The sequence below is a fragment of the Serratia sp. PL7 genome, from assembly GCF_945957435.1.
Window position 1 is genome coordinate 127,002 of sequence record NZ_CAMFLB010000003.1, and the last position, 18,607, is coordinate 145,608.

16 protein-coding genes are annotated in these 18,607 nt (G+C 61.7%); 8 read left to right on the forward strand and 8 right to left on the reverse strand.

What is annotated here, in order from left to right; all coding sequences use genetic code 11:
* Positions 1-72: 72 nt before the first annotated feature.
* Positions 73-735, forward strand: a complete 663-nt coding sequence (locus N6G83_RS18700) for a DedA family protein (protein WP_025304285.1) — start codon at positions 73-75, stop codon at positions 733-735.
* Positions 736-745: 10 nt separating this feature from the next.
* Here N6G83_RS18700 and N6G83_RS18705 read toward each other — a convergent pair whose 3' ends face one another.
* On the reverse strand, positions 746-1,666 hold the full coding sequence (locus N6G83_RS18705; RefSeq protein ID WP_049296249.1) for a LysR family transcriptional regulator: 921 nt from the start codon (positions 1,664-1,666) through the stop codon (positions 746-748).
* A gap of 107 nt (positions 1,667-1,773) precedes the next feature.
* On the opposite strand from N6G83_RS18705, the gene N6G83_RS18710 reads away from it, so the two are divergent.
* A complete protein-coding gene (locus N6G83_RS18710; protein ID WP_049296250.1) occupies positions 1,774-2,802 on the forward strand; it encodes a zinc-dependent alcohol dehydrogenase family protein in 1,029 nt (342 codons plus the stop codon).
* A 7-nt stretch (positions 2,803-2,809) separates the two neighbouring features.
* Here N6G83_RS18710 and N6G83_RS18715 read toward each other — a convergent pair whose 3' ends face one another.
* On the reverse strand, positions 2,810-3,697 hold the full coding sequence (locus tag N6G83_RS18715) for an AraC family transcriptional regulator N-terminal domain-containing protein (RefSeq protein WP_212637121.1): 888 nt from the start codon (positions 3,695-3,697) through the stop codon (positions 2,810-2,812).
* Between the two features lie 226 nt (positions 3,698-3,923).
* Between N6G83_RS18715 and yqhD the strand changes: the two genes are divergently transcribed.
* The 3 genes from yqhD to N6G83_RS18730 all read left to right on the forward strand — a co-directional run bounded on the left by yqhD (position 3,924) and on the right by N6G83_RS18730 (position 6,948).
* Positions 3,924-5,087, forward strand: coding sequence for an alcohol dehydrogenase (gene yqhD / locus N6G83_RS18720; RefSeq protein ID WP_260515670.1), 1,164 nt, complete (start codon positions 3,924-3,926; stop codon positions 5,085-5,087).
* A gap of 287 nt (positions 5,088-5,374) precedes the next feature.
* The gene (gene dkgA / locus N6G83_RS18725; RefSeq protein WP_025304290.1) at positions 5,375-6,199 is read left to right on the forward strand and encodes a 2,5-didehydrogluconate reductase DkgA; all 825 of its coding nucleotides are present in this window, start codon (positions 5,375-5,377) and stop codon (positions 6,197-6,199) included.
* 143 nt (positions 6,200-6,342) lie between these two features.
* A complete protein-coding gene (locus tag N6G83_RS18730; RefSeq protein ID WP_025304291.1) occupies positions 6,343-6,948 on the forward strand; it encodes a transglycosylase SLT domain-containing protein in 606 nt (201 codons plus the stop codon).
* 63 nt (positions 6,949-7,011) lie between these two features.
* Here N6G83_RS18730 and N6G83_RS18735 read toward each other — a convergent pair whose 3' ends face one another.
* Together N6G83_RS18735 and N6G83_RS18740 are read right to left on the reverse strand one after the other, a co-directional pair.
* Complete coding sequence (locus N6G83_RS18735) at positions 7,012-9,180, reverse strand: YgiQ family radical SAM protein (RefSeq protein WP_025304292.1); 2,169 nt, start codon at positions 9,178-9,180, stop codon at positions 7,012-7,014.
* Positions 9,181-9,260: 80 nt separating this feature from the next.
* Positions 9,261-9,995: a GntR family transcriptional regulator gene (locus N6G83_RS18740; protein ID WP_043142111.1), complete on the reverse strand. Its 735-nt coding sequence runs from the start codon at positions 9,993-9,995 to the stop codon at positions 9,261-9,263.
* Positions 9,996-10,652: 657 nt separating this feature from the next.
* Between N6G83_RS18740 and N6G83_RS18745 the strand changes: the two genes are divergently transcribed.
* The gene (locus tag N6G83_RS18745; protein ID WP_049204426.1) at positions 10,653-12,050 is read left to right on the forward strand and encodes a purine-cytosine permease family protein; all 1,398 of its coding nucleotides are present in this window, start codon (positions 10,653-10,655) and stop codon (positions 12,048-12,050) included.
* On the forward strand, positions 12,047-12,979 hold the full coding sequence (locus N6G83_RS18750; protein ID WP_197825136.1) for a PfkB family carbohydrate kinase: 933 nt from the start codon (positions 12,047-12,049) through the stop codon (positions 12,977-12,979). Before N6G83_RS18745 ends, N6G83_RS18750 begins: the two co-directional genes overlap by 4 nt.
* A gap of 34 nt (positions 12,980-13,013) precedes the next feature.
* Here N6G83_RS18750 and N6G83_RS18755 read toward each other — a convergent pair whose 3' ends face one another.
* Both N6G83_RS18755 and xapA read right to left on the reverse strand, forming a co-directional pair.
* A complete protein-coding gene (locus tag N6G83_RS18755) occupies positions 13,014-14,267 on the reverse strand; it encodes a nucleoside permease (RefSeq protein WP_197825135.1) in 1,254 nt (417 codons plus the stop codon).
* 81 nt (positions 14,268-14,348) lie between these two features.
* Complete coding sequence (gene xapA / locus N6G83_RS18760; protein WP_049204424.1) at positions 14,349-15,170, reverse strand: xanthosine phosphorylase; 822 nt, start codon at positions 15,168-15,170, stop codon at positions 14,349-14,351.
* A gap of 136 nt (positions 15,171-15,306) precedes the next feature.
* On the opposite strand from xapA, the gene N6G83_RS18765 reads away from it, so the two are divergent.
* A complete protein-coding gene (locus tag N6G83_RS18765) occupies positions 15,307-16,218 on the forward strand; it encodes a LysR family transcriptional regulator (protein ID WP_260515672.1) in 912 nt (303 codons plus the stop codon).
* A 17-nt stretch (positions 16,219-16,235) separates the two neighbouring features.
* Here N6G83_RS18765 and ftsP read toward each other — a convergent pair whose 3' ends face one another.
* Together ftsP and N6G83_RS18775 are read right to left on the reverse strand one after the other, a co-directional pair.
* Entirely contained in the window at positions 16,236-17,651 is a 1,416-nt protein-coding gene (gene ftsP, locus N6G83_RS18770; RefSeq protein WP_025304299.1) for a cell division protein FtsP, read from the reverse strand.
* A 132-nt stretch (positions 17,652-17,783) separates the two neighbouring features.
* Positions 17,784-18,518, reverse strand: coding sequence for a 1-acylglycerol-3-phosphate O-acyltransferase (locus N6G83_RS18775; protein ID WP_025304300.1), 735 nt, complete (start codon positions 18,516-18,518; stop codon positions 17,784-17,786).
* Positions 18,519-18,607: the final 89 nt, after the last annotated feature.

Below are 18,607 nucleotides of genomic sequence, written 5' to 3' on the forward strand. Positions count from 1 at the left end.
TGTCAGATACGGTAACCGCCGCATCCTGGAGAACGTGACCCCGGGCGCAACCGGCATGCAACAGGACATAAAATGGATGTATTACGAGAGATTATTCATGCGCTTTGGCAGCAGGACTTTATCGCCCTCGCCGATCCTAGCGTGATTTGGGTGGTTTATGCCGTGCTTTTCACCACCCTGTTTTTGGAAAACGGACTGCTGCCCGCCTCCTTCCTCCCCGGCGACAGCCTGCTGCTGCTGTCGGGTGCGCTGATCGCCAAAGGCGTGATGGGCTTTGCCCCCACCCTGTTGATTCTGACCGCCGCCGCCGGCCTCGGCTGTTGGCTGAGCTATATCCAGGGCCGCTGGCTGGGCCACACCGGCCTGGTGAAAGGCTGGCTGCTGCAATTGCCGGCGCAATATCACCAGCGCGCTCATAACCTGTTCAATCGCCACGGGCTGACGGCGCTGCTGATCGGCCGTTTCCTCGGCTTCGTGCGCACGCTGCTGCCGACCATGGCCGGCATTTCCGGGCTCAACAGTTCGCGCTTCCAGGTGTTCAACTGGCTGAGTGCGGCGATCTGGGTCTGCGCGCTGGTCGGCCTCGGCTACGCGTTCAGCCAAATCCCTCTGGTGAAACGCTACGAAAGCCAGGTGATGACCGGCCTGATGCTGCTGCCGCTGTTGCTGCTGTTCGTCGGCCTGCTGGGCGCCATGCTGGTGATCTGGCGTAAAAAGCGCGCCTCCTCCTCCTGATCCAGGCGCACTACAGCGCCTTCTCGACCAACGCCAGACTGGCGGGCAACTTGCTCACCAGCGTATCCACCGCCAGCCGCACCTTCAGCGGCAGGTGGGGCGTGTGTGGCCATACCGCATGCGCATCAAAGGCGGCGCCCGGCCGATCGCGCAGTAAGCGCACCAGCGCCCCGCTCAACAGCTGCTCACGCACCAGCCAGCACGGCAGCCAGGCGATGCCGAAACCCGCCGTCGCTGCATCCGCAATCGCCTGCAAATCGTCCATCTGCAACCGGTTATTCGGCATCACGTCCTGCGGTTTGTCGTTCTCGTCCAGCACCCGCCAGCTGCGCCGCGCGCCGGCGCGCATATAGGTCACCGCCTCATGCTGGGCCAATTGCTCGATGCTGTGCGGTTCGCCGCATCGCTGCAGATACGCCGGCGAGGCGCACAGCGTCATGCGGTGATCGCCGATACGACGCGCCACCAGCCCGCTGCTGTTGGCCAGCGTGCCGTTACGGATCGCCATATCGAAACCGTCCTCAATCAGATCCACCACCCGATCGCTGAACGACAGCTCCAGCTCCAGGCCAGGGTGCTCACGCGTCAGATCGGTCAGCAACGGCGCAATACACATGCGGCCAAACAGCACCGGCATCGACACCCGCAGCCGGCCGCTGACCTGCCGCTTGCCCGACTCCAGCAACGTTTCCGCGCTGCGGATCTCCTCCAGCGCCCGCAGGCAGCGCTCATAGAACAACGCACCGTCGTCGGTCAGGCTCTGGCTGCGGGTGGTGCGATGAAACAGCCGCACGCCCAGCCGCTGTTCCAGCCGGGCGATGGTTTTCCCTACCGCCGAACGCGACAGGTGCAGCCGACTGGCCGCCAACGCAAAACTGCCCGCCTCCACGGCGGTGACGAATACCGAAATGCCGCTCAATCGATCGCTCATGATTTGTCGCTCTGAAAGAAACAATCTGCGGAAATCTTATCGCCACTGGCGAACCTCTATCAACGATATTATCGACAGGTCGTTAATCGCTGACTTTGGAGAACATCATGACCGACACGATGCAACGCTGGACGATGGACGCCCTGGGGCGTGAACACCTGCAGCTGACCACCGACGCGATCCCGCAGCCGGGGCCACACGAAATCAGAGTGAAAGTGAAGGCGGTAGCGCTCAACTACCGCGACAAAATGATGATTGAAAGCGGCATGGGGCTGACGCTGCCGCAGTCGTTCACCCCCGCCTCTGACATGGCCGGCGAGGTCGACGCTATCGGCCCCGGCGTCAGCCGGTTCCAACCCGGCGCTCGGGTCATCTCCACCTTCAGCCCCGGCTGGCTCGACGGCCGGCAAAAACCGTACGGCGATGCGCGCCAGGTGCCTTACCACACCCTTGGTGGCTTCTATCAGGGCGTACTGGCGGAATACGTGATTTTGCATGAAGACTGGCTGGTGGCGGCGCCGACGTCGCTGGACGACGCGCAGGCCAGCACCCTGCCGTGCGCCGGGCTGACCGCCTGGTTCGCGCTGGTAGAGCAAGGCAAACTGCATGCCGGCGAGACGGTGCTGGTGCAAGGCACCGGTGGCGTGGCGCTGTTCGCGCTGCAGATCGCCAAAGCGCACGGCGCCGAGGTGTACGTGACCTCCGGCAGCGATGAAAAGCTGGCGCGCGCCCGGGCACTGGGCGCCAGTCACGGCATCAACCGGCTGAACGACGATTGGGTGGAGGCGGTTTATGCGCTGACGCAGGATCGCGGCATCGACCATGTGATCGACACCGTCGGCGGCCCGAATCTCGGCAACTCAGTACGCGCCGTGGCGGTGGGCGGCCGCATCTCGGTGATCGGCGTGCTGGCGGGCGCCGAGATTTCCGCGCCCGCCGGCCTGCTGCTGCTGAAATCGGCGCAGATCCAGGGCATCGGCGTCGGCCATCGCCGCGCGCTGGAAGATCTGGTGCGCGCCGTGGACGCCGTCAACCTGCAGCCGGTGATCGATCAGGTATACCGCTTCGACCAGCTGCCGCAGGCGTTGGATCATCTCGATCGCGGGCCGTTCGGCAAGATCGTTCTGACCCCGTAAACGCGGCTCAGCCCTCCAGCAGCAGCGGATTGGCATCGCGCAGCCGGGCGACTTCATCGCTCGGCGTCATGCCGAACAGCCGTTTGAATTCACGACTGAACTGCGACGCGCTCTCGTAACCGACGCGGATCGCCGCCGTGCTGGCCTTCAGACCGTCATGCACCATCAACAGGCGCGCCTTATGCAGCCGGTACGATTTCACGTACTGCAGCGGAGAGGTGTTGGTCACCGCCTTGAAGTTATGGTGAAACGCCGACACGCTCATGTTGACCTCGCTGGCCAACTGCTCGACGTTGAGATTGTCGGCATACTGATTTTCTATGCGCCGCAGCGCCTTGGCGATCTGGCTGAAGTGGGTATGTCGATTAACCAGCTCCTGCAGCGACGCACCGCAGGTGCCGCGCAGCACATAGTAGAGGATCTCGCGCACAATCTGCGGCCCCAGCACCCGGGCGTCGAGCGGCTTGGCCATCACGTCCAGCAGGCGTTCAGTGGCACACAGCAGCGCTTCCGTCAGCTCGGCCAGATTTACCCCGTTGCTCTCCGCCCGCGGCTGCATCAGGTAGTCGTCGTCGCCGATGTCGATCAGCAAATCCTGCAGCATTTGGGTATCGATATTGACCGCCAACCCCACCAGCGGCAACTCCGGGCTGGCGAAGGTTTCGCACTCGAACGGCAGCGGCACCGTCATCAGCAGGTAGTTGCGCGGATCGTATTGGAACACCTTGTTGCCGCAATAGCCGACCTTGTGCCCCTGAAAGATGATGACGATCCCCGGTTCGTACATTACCGGTTGACGCGGGCAGTGGCGATCGACATACAGGATCTTCACCCGCGGCACCGGTGACGACGTGTAGCCGTTGCCGGTGGCGATAGCCATCGCCTGGCGTGCCATGCGGCTGCGCAGCGCATCGATTTCAGTCACGGAAACACCCTCTTACAGTCAGAACGATTCGGCATAAATCATAATTTAAAGCTCTCCATTTCTACAGGCAGTTGTAGAAATAGGCAAGAACCAAACAGGAATGTGCATTGTGCGTTGCCGCCAGGTTCCTGACAATACGGGCCAGACACCTTTGCGCCGCGTTGGCGCCCGCCTGACAGAAAGAGAGAAATCAACCATGCAAAACTTCATTCTGCATACCCCAACCAAAATCCTGTTCGGCAAGGACCAAATTGCCGACGTGGCCGGCCAGATCCCAGCGGACGCAAGCATCCTGATCACCTACGGTGGCGGCAGCGTGAAGAAAAACGGCGTGCTGGATCAGGTGTACAGCGCGCTGGCCGGCCGTGACGTGCGTGAGTTCTCCGGCATCGAGCCGAACCCGACCTACGAAACCCTGATGAAAGCGGTCGAGGTGGTGAAAGCGGAAAACATCGATTTCCTGCTGGCGGTCGGCGGCGGTTCGGTGGTTGACGGCACCAAGTTCATCGCCGCCGCGGCCCGTTATACGGCCGACAGCGATGCCTGGCATATTCTGCAGACCGTCGGCAGCCACATCACTGACGCGGTGCCGATGGGCTGCGTGCTGACGCTGCCGGCCACCGGTTCCGAGTCCAACAGCGGCGCGGTGATCACCCGGAAGAGCAGCGGCGACAAACAGCACTTCTTCTCGCCGCTGGTGCAGCCGCGCTTTGCCGTGCTGGATCCGGTCGTGACCTACTCGCTGCCGCCGCGCCAGGTAGCCAACGGCGTGGTCGACGCCTTCGTACACACCCTGGAGCAGTATCTGACCTACCCGGTCGACGCCAAGGTGCAGGATCGCTTCGCCGAAGGCCTGCTGCTGACCCTGCTGGAAGACGGCCCGCGCGCGCTGGCCGAGCCGGAAAACTATGCGGTGCGCGCCAACGTGATGTGGAGCGCTACCATGGCGCTGAACGGCCTGATCGGCGCCGGGGTGCCGCAGGACTGGGCGACCCACATGCTGGGCCATGAACTGACCGCCATGCACGATCTCGACCACGCACAAACGCTGGCCATCGTGCTGCCGGCGCTGCTGCACGAGAAGAAAGCGCAGAAGCGCGAAAAACTGCTGCAGTACGCTGACCGCATCTGGGACCTGCGCGAAGGCAGCGAAGACAGCCGCATCGACGGTGCCATCGCCGCCACCCGCGCCTTCTTCGAACAGATGGGCGTACCGACCCGCATGGCGGATTATCAGCTCGACGGCAGCAGCATTCCGGCGCTGCTCGACAAGCTGCATCAGCACGGCATGACCGCCCTGGGCGAGCATCAAGACATCACCCTGGACGTCAGCCGCCGCATTTATGAAGCGGCGCGTTAATCACAAAACGGCGATTTTTTGCTAGGCTTTAGTCTCCGTCAGCCATTTTTCGCCGCATCCGGCGCCCGGCCGATCGCCGGGCGTCGTCGGGCGCCTCAGCGCGCCGCCGATCGTTTCGCACCCCTCGTCTTACCGCTCATTCGCAGGGAGAGCGGGGAGAGAATCGCCCTCCCGCCACCGCTGAAATTAGGCTGGCAAACCCGGCAACCGCCCACTTTGCCAACTAGAATTTATCTATAGCCGTTTCGGTGCCGCAGGCGCCGCAATCCGTACACAAGGAGATGCGCATGACAACGCAACAACCCATCATCAAACTCCACGATGGTAATCTGATGCCGCAGTTGGGTCTCGGCGTTTGGCAGGCGAGTATTGAAGAGACCACCCGCGCGGTCAGCAAAGCGCTGGAGATCGGTTACCGCTCCATCGACACCGCCGCGATCTACAAGAACGAGGAAGGCGTCGGCGCCGCGCTGCAGTCCAGCGCGCTGCCGCGCAGCGACCTGTTCATCACCACCAAGCTGTGGAACGACGATCAGGGCGATCCGCTGGCGGCGCTGGAAACCAGTCTGGAAAAGCTCAAGCTGGACTATGTGGATCTGTATCTGATCCACTGGCCGCGCCCACAGCAGGATCAATACGTTTCCGCCTGGCGCGAGCTGATCAAACTGCGCGAACAAGGCCTGGTGAAAAGCATCGGCGTATGCAACTTCCATACGCCGCACCTGCAGCGCCTGTTGGATGAAACCAACGTGGCGCCGGTCGTCAACCAGATCGAGCTGCACCCGCTGCTGCAACAGCGCCAGCTGCGCGCCTGGAACGCCACGCACCATATCGCCACCGAATCCTGGAGCCCGCTGGCGCAGGGCGGTGAAGGGGTATTCAACCAGCCGCTGATCAAGGCCCTGGCCGAGAAATACGAGAAAACCCCGGCGCAAATCGTGGTGCGCTGGCACCTGGACAGCGGTCTTATCGTGATCCCGAAATCCGTCACGCCGTCGCGCATTCGCGAAAACTTCGAGGTATTTGATTTCAAACTCGATAAGGACGAACTGGGCGAGATCGCCAAGCTGGACGTCGGCAACCGCCTGGGGCCGGATCCGGATACCCTGTAAACCCACGCTCAAGCCCTCTCCCGCCGGAGGGGGCTTTTCCTTCCCACACATTGCTCCTTTGCGCCGCCTGACGTTATGATGACGACGCCGGAGGCTCCGGCCACCGGTTAACGCCGTTAAAAAACAGACAAGCACGGAGCACCATGAAATTCTCTTTCTCACACGGGTCACGGCTGGGCATGCTTTGCATCATGCTGGTGCTGGCGGGTTGCGCCGGCAAGAAACAGCGCGTCAGCTACGATCGCCACGCCTTCGATAGCGCCATCAAAGACGCCGCCAGCGAATACGGCGTGGACGCCAAGCTGATCACCGCCATGATCCAGGTGGAGTCCGGCTTCAACCCTTCCGCAGTGAGCAGATCCAATGCGATCGGCCTGATGCAGCTGAAAGCCGATACCGCCGGCTGCGATGCCTACCGCTACAAAGGCAAACGCGGCTGCCCGGACGACGATGACCTGCGGGATCCCGACACCAATATCGATCTCGGCGCCGCCTATCTGGCCACCTTGCAAAAACAACAGCTTAAAGGGATCGCCAATCCCGTCACGCTGCGCTACGCCACCATCATCGCCTACGTCAACGGCACCGGCGCGCTGCTGCGCACCTTCTCCAGTAACCGCCAGCAGGCGATCGCGATGATTAACAACCTGTCGCCAGAAGCCTTTAACTGGCACGTGCGCAAATACCATCCCGCACCGCAGGCGCCGCGCCATTTGATGAAAGTGGAAGCCGCTTACGAACGGTTGTAATTAGCTAAAGTAAAAAGGAGAACCCGGGGGTTCTCCTTTTTGTTTGCGCACGCGGCGTGGTCGTTACGGCTTGGCCTTGCGAATCGGCTTGCGCGGCGGCCGGTTGGACGGCGTGCGCTGCCGATTAATATCGGTATGTTTGGTCAGCGCCGGCCGGGTGTGGCGCTGCAGCCGTTTCGCCTCGCGCTGCTCGTCGATGCTCGGCGCCGGCACCAGACACTCGCGGCGGCTGCCGATCAGGTGCTTCAGCCCCATCTCTTCCAGCGCGGTGCGGATCAGCGCCCAGTTGGCCGGATCGTGGTAACGCAGCAGCGCCTTATGCAGGCGACGCTGGCGCTCGCCGCGCGGCACCACCACGTCTTCGCTCTTGTACCCCACCTTGCTCAGCGGGTTTTTGCCGCTGTAATACATGGTGGTGGAGTTGGCCATCGGCGAAGGATAGAAGTTCTGCACCTGATCGAGGCGGAAACGGTTCTTCTTCAGCCACAGCGCCAGGTTCACCATGTCTTCATCGCGGGTGCCCGGGTGCGACGAGATGAAGTACGGGATCAGGTACTGCTCTTTGCCCGCCTGCTTCGAATAGTGATCAAACAGCTGTTTGAAGCGATCGTAGCTGCCCATGCCCGGTTTCATCATTTTCGACAGCGGGCCTTCTTCGGTGTGCTCCGGCGCGATCTTCAGGTAGCCGCCGACGTGGTGGGTCGCCAGTTCCTTGATATAGCGCGGATCTTCCACCGCCAGATCGTAACGTACCCCGGAGGCGATCAGGATCTTCTTGATGCCCTCCAGCGAACGCGCGCGGCGGTAAAGCTTGATGGTCGGCTCGTGGTTAGTGTCCATATAAGTGCAGATCTCCGGATACACGCACGAGGCGCGGCGGCAGGTCTGCTCGGCGCGCGGGTTAGTGCAGCGCAGCATGTACATGTTGGCGGTCGGGCCGCCCAGATCGGAGATCACGCCGGTAAAGCCCGGCACCTTGTCGCGGATCTCTTCGATTTCGCGAACGATCGAATCTTCCGAACGGCTCTGGATGATGCGCCCTTCATGCTCGGTGATCGAACAGAACGAACAGCCGCCGTAGCAACCGCGCATGATGTTCACCGAGAAACGGATCATGTCATAGGCCGGAATGCGATCCTGGCCGTAAGACGGGTGCGGCACACGCTGATAAGGCAGGGCAAAGACGCTGTCCATCTCCGGCGTGGTCAGCGGGATCGCCGGCGGGTTGATCCACACGTAGCGGTCACCGTGTTTCTGCATCAGCGCGCGGGCGCAGCCTGGGTTGGTTTCATGGTGCAAAATGCGCGAGGTGTGCGCATACAGCACCTTGTCGCCCTTCACTTTCTCAAAGGACGGCAGCAGCACGTAGGTCTTCTCCCACGGCTTCGGCTTGGCGGCGCGCACCGTGACAGGCTTGGCTTCCGGCTCTTTCGGTTTGGCGCCGTCGGCGCACGGCAGATCCTCGCCGTACGGGTTCGGGATAGGTTCGATGCGGCCCGGCTTGTCGAGGCGGGTGGAATCCACGCCGCTCCAGCCCGGCAGCGCTTCTTTGCGCATCACCGCGGTATTGCGAATATCGTGGATATCGCCGATCTTCTCGCCGGCGGCCAGACGGTGCGCCACTTCTACCAGCGGACGTTCGCCGTTGCCGTAGATCAGCATGTCGGCTTTGGAGTCCACCAGTACCGAGCGGCGCACGGTATCCGACCAATAATCGTAGTGGGCGATGCGGCGCAGACTGGCTTCGATGCCGCCCAACACGATCGGCACGTCTTTATAGGCTTCTTTGCAGCGCTGGCTGTAGACCAGGGTCGCGCGATCCGGGCGTTTGCCGCCGACGTTGCCGGCGGTGTAAGCATCGTCGTGGCGCAGTTTGCGATCGGCGGTATAACGGTTGATCATCGAGTCCATGTTGCCGGCGGTGATGCCGAAGAACAGGTTCGGTTTCCCCAACCGCATGAAATCTTCTTTGTTGCTCCAGTCCGGCTGCGCGATGATGCCGACGCGGAAGCCCTGCGCTTCCAGCATGCGGCCGATGATCGCCATGCCGAAGCTCGGGTGGTCAACATAGGCGTCGCCGCTGATGATGATCACGTCGCAGCTGTCCCAGCCCAGTTGATCCATCTCGGCTCGCGACATCGGTAAAAATGGCGCGGTGCCATAACATTCCGCCCAATAAGGCTTATAGGAAAACAGTTCACGATCGGGTTGGATCAGGCTGGTGGTGCTCATTCTGCCGCTCTTTTTACAGGTTAATTAATCGCCGGGCGGCGATTATACGCACTAGTGACAAAAAGAGCATGGTTATTTCGCTAACCATTCACCTCGAATTCATAAACGTCGCTGCGGCACAAGATATCGCTGTACTCCAGCGCCTCGCCCCGGGCGTTGCGGCTGGTCTGGATGATGTGCAACAACGGCGCGCCGCACGGTACGTTGAGCAGTTCGGCGACCTCGTCGCTGCAGGATACCGCCTTCAACAGAAAGTGTTTATCTTCAGGCACGATGCCGCGCGATTGCCATAGCGCATACAGCGAATGTTCCAGTTGCCCCGGTTCTGGCAGGAAGCGCGGCGGTATATAGGTAGTTTCCAGCGAGACCGGGCTGCCGTTCAGCAAGCGCAACCGCCGCAGTTTAATCACCTCGTCTCCCTCCGCCAGCCCCAGCGCCGCCGCGGCCTTGGCCGGTGCGCCGACCCGGGTGCGCAACAGCCATCGATTGCTGACGCGGCTACCGTGGCGCAGCGCCTGAGCGGTGAAACCGCTGTCCTTATCGAGGGAATAACCAATGTGCATCGCCACGCGGGTACCGACGCCCTGCTGCCGCGAAATCAGCCCCTTCTCCTCCAGCAGCTTCATCGCCTTGCTGACGGTGACGCGCGACAGCGCCAGGCCTTCCGCCATCTGCCGTTCCGGCGGCAAAAACGCCTCCGCCGCCAACACCTGCTGCCTGATTGCAGTTTCTATCGCCGTCGCCAGCTGAATATAACGCGGCGCTACCGCCCCCTGCGCCAGATGGCCACGCAGCCAGGCCATAAAATCCGTCATTCGCCCGCCCTCCTGCTTATGCCATTTGTCTGAATTTCATTTTTATCCTATCGCCTGTCCGGCGATAAGCCCCTCACCTTAACTAAAATATCGCTAATGTTTTCAGAGTGGCATCACAATTTTTGCCTAATGGACTTTCATTGGATCTAGATCGCGCGTAATCTGTGCTTATTGATGTTGATACATCAATAGCACCAACACCAGGGACCCACTTTAAAAACAATAAAAAACCCGCTGCCAGCCCTAAAGGATACCCTTGATGGCCGGCGGCGGGCATATACTGCCAGCACAAACGGCCGATAATAAGCAACGGAGCTAATGGATAGCTTGCTCACGGCTCATAGCCGCGTCACAGGATCCTATCGCGTGAGCGAACCGGACTGATGTCGGCAAATAGAAACGTACCCGCTTCGCCAACCCCCGCTGCAGACCCACTCTTTGGCTACACTCATTGGCGCCGTGCGGCCGACGTGCCTCACCCGATAAGGCGGATACCGCCCTCATTTTGACAGACCTGGCGGTCTCAGCCGCTACACACTGCGCGGAATCGGCGTCGTCCCCCGACCACGGGATAGCCGGCCTCAACCGCGCCAACGGAATCGATTTTCAGTCAACTGCGGCGGCCCTCGCGGCCCTGCGCAACAGGGATCATTTGCTATGACCGATATCAATCGCAATGAAGCATGGAAGGTAGAAAGCACCGGTATCGACCGGGTGCCGGACGCGGAGCAGACCGGCAAGCCCATCGAGCTGTTTTGGATCTGGTCGGCGGCCAATATCGGCATCCTCGGCGTAGTGTACGGCGCCATCATCGTCGGCTTCGGCTTATCTTTTCTGCAATCGGTGCTCGCCGCGCTGGTCGGCGTCGCCAGCTTCGTGCTGGTCGGCCTCACCAGCTTCGCCGGCAAGCGCGGGCGCACCTCTACGCTGACGCTGTCGCGGGTGATTTTCGGGCTGAAGGGCAACGTGGCGCCCACCCTGTTCAGTTGGATCAACCTGATGGGCTGGGAAGCGGTCAACGTGATCACCGGCACCCTGACGCTGGCGGCGCTGTTCGAGGCCTTCGGGTTGGGGGCCAGCCACCTGCTGACCGCGCTCAGCCTATTGTTGTTCGGCGGGCTCACTGTCGTCGTCAGCCTGCTGGGGCAAAATACCGTGGTCTGGATGCAAAGCTGGTTCAGCCGCATCTTCGGCACCATGACGCTGATCGTGGTGCTCTATATCCTGTTCAACACCGAGTGGAGCCAGGTGTTGGCGCTGCCTTCCGGCAGCTGGTTGACCGGCTTCCTGCCGGCGGTATCGGTGATCGCCGCCGGCACCGGCATCAGCTGGGCAATCGCCGGCGCCGATTACAGCCGCTATCAAAGCCCGAGCTCGTCGAGCAAAGGCATTTTCGCCGCGGTGATGGGCGGTGCCTGTTTGCCGCTAATGCTGCTGATGCTGGCCGGTATTCTGCTTTCCGTGCAGCTGCCCGATCTGGCCAGCGCCGCCAACCCCATCGCGCTGATTGGCTCGGTGCTGCCCGCCTGGATGGCGATCCCTTATCTGCTGGCCGCCACCGCCGGCATCGTCACCATCGCGGTGCTCAGCCTGTATTCCGCCAGCCTTAATCTGCTGACCATCGGCGTACAGGTCAAACAGTGGTTGGCGGTATCGATCGACGCGGTCGTGGTGCTGGGCATCGCCCTGTATGTGCTGTTCATCTCCGGCGACTTTATGGGGCCGTTCATCTCCTTCTTGGTGTTCTGCGGGGTGTTCCTGGCGGCCTGGGAGGCGATTTTCCTGCTCGATTACCTGTGCCTGCGCCGTCGCCACGGGTATGATGGCAACGCTTTGTACGGCCTGCATGGCCAGAACCGCGGCGTGCGCAAAGCCCCGCTGTTTTGCTGGTTCCTCGGCGCCCTGTGCGGCCTGCTGGTCACTAAAACTGGTTTTATCGACGGCCCGCTGGCCAAAGGCTTGTTTGCCGATTCCAGCCTGGGGCTGTTTGTGTCGTTTGCGGTGAGTCTGATCGCTTACGGTCTGTACCTGACCCAACGCAGAGAACATCAATGAGTGAGTGGGAAGCTGTAACACCTGTCCTGGTGATTGGGGGCGCGGTCGGCGATCTGGTGATGACGCTGCCCCGCCTGCCGACCAGCGGCGAAGATATCGAAGCCCAGCCGCAGGCGCGGCAAATCGGCGGTTGCGCGTTCAACGTGGCGCGCGCGCTGACGCGCCTTGAAGTGCCGGTGATCAACGGCATGCCGGTTGGCAACGGCGAATGGGGCGCGGCGATCGAAGCCGCCATGGGCGAACTGGGGCTGGAGGTGCTGTTGCGCCACGGCCAGATGGACAACGGCTGGTGCCTGGCGCTGGTGGAGCCGAACGGCGAACGCACCTTCATCACGGTTTCCGGTTGCGAAAGCCAATGGAATAAAGCGCAGCTGGCCACGCTGCCGCTGACGGAACACACCCTGATCTACGCCAGCGGCTACGAGCTGGCGGGCGAAAACGGCGAAGCGCTGCGCGAGTGGCTGACGCGCATGCCGTTCGACCAACCGCGTCTGATCGATCCCGGCCCGCGCATCGCCCAGCTCAGCGAAGATTTCTTCGCTATGCTCAGCGACAGCCACACCCTGCTGACGCTCAACCGTGACGAAGTGGCCGCGCTGTGCGGCGCCGGCGACGCGGTGGATGCCGCGCAGCGCTATGCCGCCGCCCGTAACCTGACGTTGATCTGCCGCCTGGATCGCGACGGCGCCTGGATCTGCGACGGCCGCACGCCGCCGCTGCACGTTCCCGCCTATCCGGTAGACGTGGTCGATACCATCGGCGCGGGCGATGCCCACTGCGCCGGTTTGTTGGCGGGGCTGTCCGCCGGCTGGCCGCTGCCGCAGGCGGTCGATCTGGCCAACCGGGTCGCCGCCTGCGTGGTGGCCAGCCTCGGCGCCGCCAATCCGCCGGACCGGCACCAACTGCAACAGCGCTTCCCTCAGGCCTGACGTTTCAAGGCGCCGTCACTCGGCGCCTTCTGCCTTAGTGCGTCGCCGCCGCCGCACTCTCCTGCGGCGAGTGGCGGTAGTTGAAGCTCAACGCGAACACAATCCCCAGCACCAGCGTATACAGCGCAAACACCAGCCAGATGCTCTGCCAGTCTTTCACGCCGTCATGGCTGAAGAAGTCCACCACTTCGCCGCTGGCGAGCGCACCCACATAGGCGCCCAACCCGTTCACCATGGTCATGAACAGCCCCTGCGCGCTGGCGCGGATGCGGTGATCGGCCTCTTTCTCGACGAAGATGGCGCCGGAGATATTAAAGAAGTCGAACGCACAGCCGTAGACGATCATCGACAGCAGCAGCAGAACGAAACCAAAGCCGACCGGCGTGCCGTACGCCAGGAACAGGAAACGCAGCGTCCAGGCCGCCATGCTGATCAGCATCACCTGCTTGATGCCGTAACGGCGCAGGAAGAAGGGAATGGTAAGGATAAAGAACACTTCGGAGATCTGCGACAGCGACAGCAGCACCGCTGGATACCTGACGCTGAGGCTGTCCTGATACAGCGGATTGAGCGACAGATCGTGCAGAAACGGGTTACCGAAGGTATTGGTTATCTGCAGCGCCGCGCCAAGCAACATGGCGAACAGGAAAAACAGCGCCATGCGCCGCTGGCGGAACAACACCAGCGCATCCAGCCCCAGCACGCTCACCCAGCTCTTCGACTCGGCCGCGCGGTTGGTCGGGCAGCGCGGCAGCGTCAGCGAATAGGCGGACAGCAGCAGCGACGCCGCAGAAGCCAGATACAGCTGCAGATTGCTGAGCTCGATTTGGCTAAAGCCGACCAGCCACATTGCCAGAATGAATCCCACCGTGCCGTACACCCGCACCGGCGGAAAGTCCTTCACCGTGTCAAAGCCGTGCTTCTCCAGGCAAAAATAGGAAATGGCGTTGGAGAGCGCGATGGTCGGCATATAAACCATGGCGTTGAACAGCATCACCCAGAACATCAGCATCGGTTGCTCGACCTGCGCCGCGCAGTACAGCGCCAGCGCCCCGAACAGGTGGCAAAGCGCATACAGGTAGTTGGCCTTCATCCATCGATCGGCGATGATGCCCGCCAGCCCCGGCATGATCAGCGCGGCGATACCCTTGGCGCTGTAAACCATTCCCACCTGCATACCGCTGAAATGCAGCGTGTTGATCATGTAGGAGCCCAGCGTCACCAGCCAGGCGCCCCAAATAAAGAACTGCAGGAAAATCATGACTTTTAATCGTGTTTTTATCGCCATCGCCATCACCTTGTTATTATGTTTTCAACGATGATTGGTGCAGCAGGCCCCCTGCAGCCCGCCGCCGGTTTGCTTGCTGTCTTACAGCGTTTTGAACAGCTCGCGGATAAGGCGCATGAAATCGTCCGCCGCCAGCGCCGCGCAGCTGAGCGTTTGTTCGTGGGAGAGCGGCGTATCCGACAGCCCTTCGGCGTAGTTGGTCATCGCGGACACCACCAGCACCTTGAGACCGCAGTGGCGCGCCGCCAGGACTTCCGGCACGATCGACATGCCCACCACGTCGCAGCCCAGGGTCTGCATCATGCGGATCTCCGCCGGCGTTTCGAAATTCGGCCCGGTGTAGGCAGCGAATACCCCTTCCGCCAGCGGGATGCCCGCGCTTTCGGCCACCGCCGCCAATTGGGCGCGCAGATCGCGATCGTAGGCGTTCGCCAGGCTGAAAAAGCGCGGCCCGAAGCGCTCGTCGTTGGCGCCGACCAGCGGCGATTCCGGCATGAAGTTGATGTGATCGGTAATGGCGACCAGGCTGCCCGGCGCCACCGAGCGGCGCAGCGAACCGGCGGCGTTGGTCGCCAGCAGGAATTCGCAGCCCAGCAGTTTGAAGGTGCGCACTGCGGTGGTCATCACCTGCATGCCGCGTCCTTCATAGAAATGACCACGCCCTTTCATGCACAGGACCGGCACGCCCTCCAGCTTGCCGGCGACCAGTTGCCCGGCGTGGCCGGCGACGCCGCTCACTGGGAAACCCGGCAGCTCCGCGTAGTCGAGGGTGACGGTTTCGGTCATCACCTCCGCCAAAGCGCCGAGCCCGGAGCCGAGAATCAAGGCCGCTTTCGGCTGGAAGCCCGGCAAACGGGTGCGGACGACATCGGCGCAGGTAAAAGCATCTTCTTGATTAAACATCGTATTCTCTCTTTCAGCGGGGGATAATAATCCCCATAGTAGAGAGCGAGGCGCGGCCGAGACCAATACATTCTTGGCGGCCGATTTATTCCATTTACCTATAAGTTGAGCTGCGTCACAGGAGGCGTTACCCCGGATGAACCCGCCCCAAGCCCTGCCCGATCCCGGCCGGATTAACTTCCGCCTGCTGCACTATTTCCGCGTGGTGGCGGAAGAGATGAACTTCACCCAAGCGGCGCGACGGCTGAATATGTCACAGCCGCCGCTCAGCAAGCACATCAAGGATCTGGAAAGCCAACTCGGGGTGGTGCTGTTCAAACGCACCACCCGCTCCATGACGCTGACGCCGGCCGGCCGCACGCTGCTGCGCAACGTCGAGCGGCTGCTGGATCAGACCGACAGCGCGTTGCATCAGGTGCAACAGATGGGGCGTGGCGAAGGCGGCCATATGGTGGTCGGTATGGTCGGCACCTCGGCCTGGGGCGGCCTGATCGCGGCGCTGCGGCGATTCAGCGAGCGGAGCGCCGGCGTCACCTGGTCGTTGAACGAGCTGACGCCCAGCCAGCAAATCATCGCGCTGCAAAAGCGGCATATCGACATCGGGGTCTGGCGAGAGGCACAGCAACAGACGCTGCCGGGGTTGACCTGCCAACGGTTGGCAAGCGAAAGCATCGCCGTCGTGCTGCCGCTTGATCATCCGCTGGCGCAGCAGGAAAACATTCCGCTGGCGGCGCTGCAGAACGATAGCTTCATCGTGCTGCCGCCGCATGAGGCCAGCCTGGGGCTGTATCTGCACAATCTGTGCCTGCAGCAGGGATTTTTGCCGGACGTCGCTTATCAGGTTAACGAGCCGCAAACCCTGCTGGCGCTGGTGGCGGAAGGCTGCGGCATTACGCTGCTGCCGGACAGCTACGGCCGCATTCCGTGGCCCGGCGTACGCTTTTGCTCGCTGCAACAGGCGCCGCCGGCGGATCTGTACGCGGTTTACCGCGCAGACAGCGTCACGCCGGTGGTGCAGGCCTTCCTGGAGATGCTGCGGGCGCCCTAAGCGGCCCGCAGAGCGGGTTACATTGTCGGCTGTACCATCAGCTGGCCGGCGGTGCCGCGATCGGCCATCTCCAGCGTCTGGCTGTAATACAGGAACGGGAAGTGTTCGGAGGTAGGTTGGTTGAAATACACCAACAGCTCGACGTCGCCATCGACCCAGACGGTGTCCTTCCAGCCGCGATCTTCCGCCATCGGCTGCGCGCCGTTGACGCGTTTGATCAGGAACTGCACGCCCTGAATATGGAACGACTGCGGCGTATCCGCATGAATGTTCCAACGTTCCCAGGTGCCTTGCTGTGCCTGTACGTCGATGCGGTTCATGTCCCAAATCGCGCCGTTGATGCCGGCGCCGCCGTCACCCAGGCGGAAATCGCGGGTGCGGCTGGCGCTGCCGTCCAACAGCTGATCCGCCAGCAGGCGCATCGGCAGGTTGTCGGTCACCAGCGGCAGCAGGCCGGTCGGGCGCAGCGTCAGCACCTGGGTGGACACCAGAATGCTCGACGGCTCGAACAGGCCGCGCAGGCGATCCATGATGCCCGCCGCTTCACCAGCGGTGATGGTCACCTCCTCGCCCTTCGACATGTCGATCAGCACTTCCCGGCGTTCGCCCGGCGCCAGCGAAAGCTGTTGCACCGCGACCGGCGCAGGCAAGAAGCCCTGATCGCTGGCGATCACGTTGAACGGCCGCCCGTCGCTGAGCTGCAGGGTATAACGCCGCGCGTTGGAGGCATTTAGAAGGCGCAAACGCACCCAGCCGCGCGATACGTCGACATACGGGTTTTGCACGCCGTTAACCAACAGCGTATCGCCGACGAAGCCGCCCTGCGACGGCGCGTCGTATTGTGGCGTGCCGAAGTTATCGAAGCGTTTGTCTTGAATGATCAACGGGAAATCGTCGACGCCATAGTGGTTGGGCAGCGGCAGCGCTTTGCTGACGGCATCCTCCACCAGCCACAGCCCGGCCAACCCGTTGTAAACGTGCGGCGCCATACGGTTTGGGGTGTTGGCGTGGTACCAGCAGGTAGCCGCCGCCTGACGGATGGGCAGCACCGGCGACCAGTCAACGTTGGGTGACATCATGCGCGGCGCGCCGCCCATCAGGGTGCCCGGCACCTGCAGACCGCTGATGGTCATCGCCACCGGCTCCTGCAGACGGTTGCTGTAAATCAGTTTGACGTCGTCACCGCTGTAAACCCGCACCGTCGGCCCCAGGTACATGCCGTTGATGCCCCACACCGCCGCTTTGCGGTTATCCATAAACGCCCAGTGGGCGCGCTGCAAGGTCAGGAACAGCGGCTGACCGCGGCGAGACTCCAGCAGCGGAGGAATGGGTAACGGGGTCTGCGTTCCGCTCGCTTCAGCCCTCAGCGGCACGGCGCCCGCGCACAGCGCCAGGCCCGATGCCTGTAAAAACTGACGTCGACTGAGTGACATATCTTCTCCATGAAAAGCAATAACTAAACCGTGTGCAAAACCCAAACGCCCGCCAATCAAGATTAGCAGGCGTTCAGGCGTTAACGGCGCTGAACGCCAATTAAAACCTTATTCTTTGAAGCCGGTAGACTCTTATTTTTTGGCGGCGTTGCGCTGGGCGACTTCAGCGTCCAATTCGGCGATTTTCGCCTCCATCAGCTCGCGGCAATGGGCCGCCAGCTCGCGCACGTTTTCTTTGCCGTATTTGCTGGTATCCACCGGCGCCAACATCTCGACGATCACATGCCCGTTATTCCAGCGATTAAGATTTATATTACCGCTGGTGGTGGATACACAGATCGGTACAATCGGCACGCCGGCGGCGATGGCCGCGTGGAACGCGCCGGTTTTAAACGGCATCAGCCCACGGCCACGGCTGCGGGTTCCTTCCGGGAACATCCAGATAGAAATGTCTTTCTTTTTGAACTGCTCCGCCACCTGGGCGATGGTGCCGTGCGCCTTGGCGCGATTATCACGATCTATCAGCAGATTACCGGTCAGCCAATACAGCGGGCCGAAAAACGGGATCCATACCAGACTTTTTTTACCGACGGTCACGGTGCGCGGCTGCACAATATTAGAAGCCGTCACCATGTCGTAGTTATTTTGGTGGTTGGCGATATAGATGCACTTGCCGTTGTTGGCCGCATCGGCCGGCACGCGGGTTTCAACCTTGATGCCGAACAGCGTCGACAGGCGGCCGAAAAGATGGCCGAAGGTCGCCACATGGCGGGGGTTGCGCGGGCTGAACAAGCAATAAATAGAACCGAAAATACACACCAGAATACAGAAGAGAGTGGCGAGAACGGCACGCAAAATCAATAACATAACAACCTCATTAGCACACTGCCAACGCAGTTTACTTCGCTGCGCAGATTCCTTTACTCATTATTTGCCGGCCGGGCGATAAGCACGCC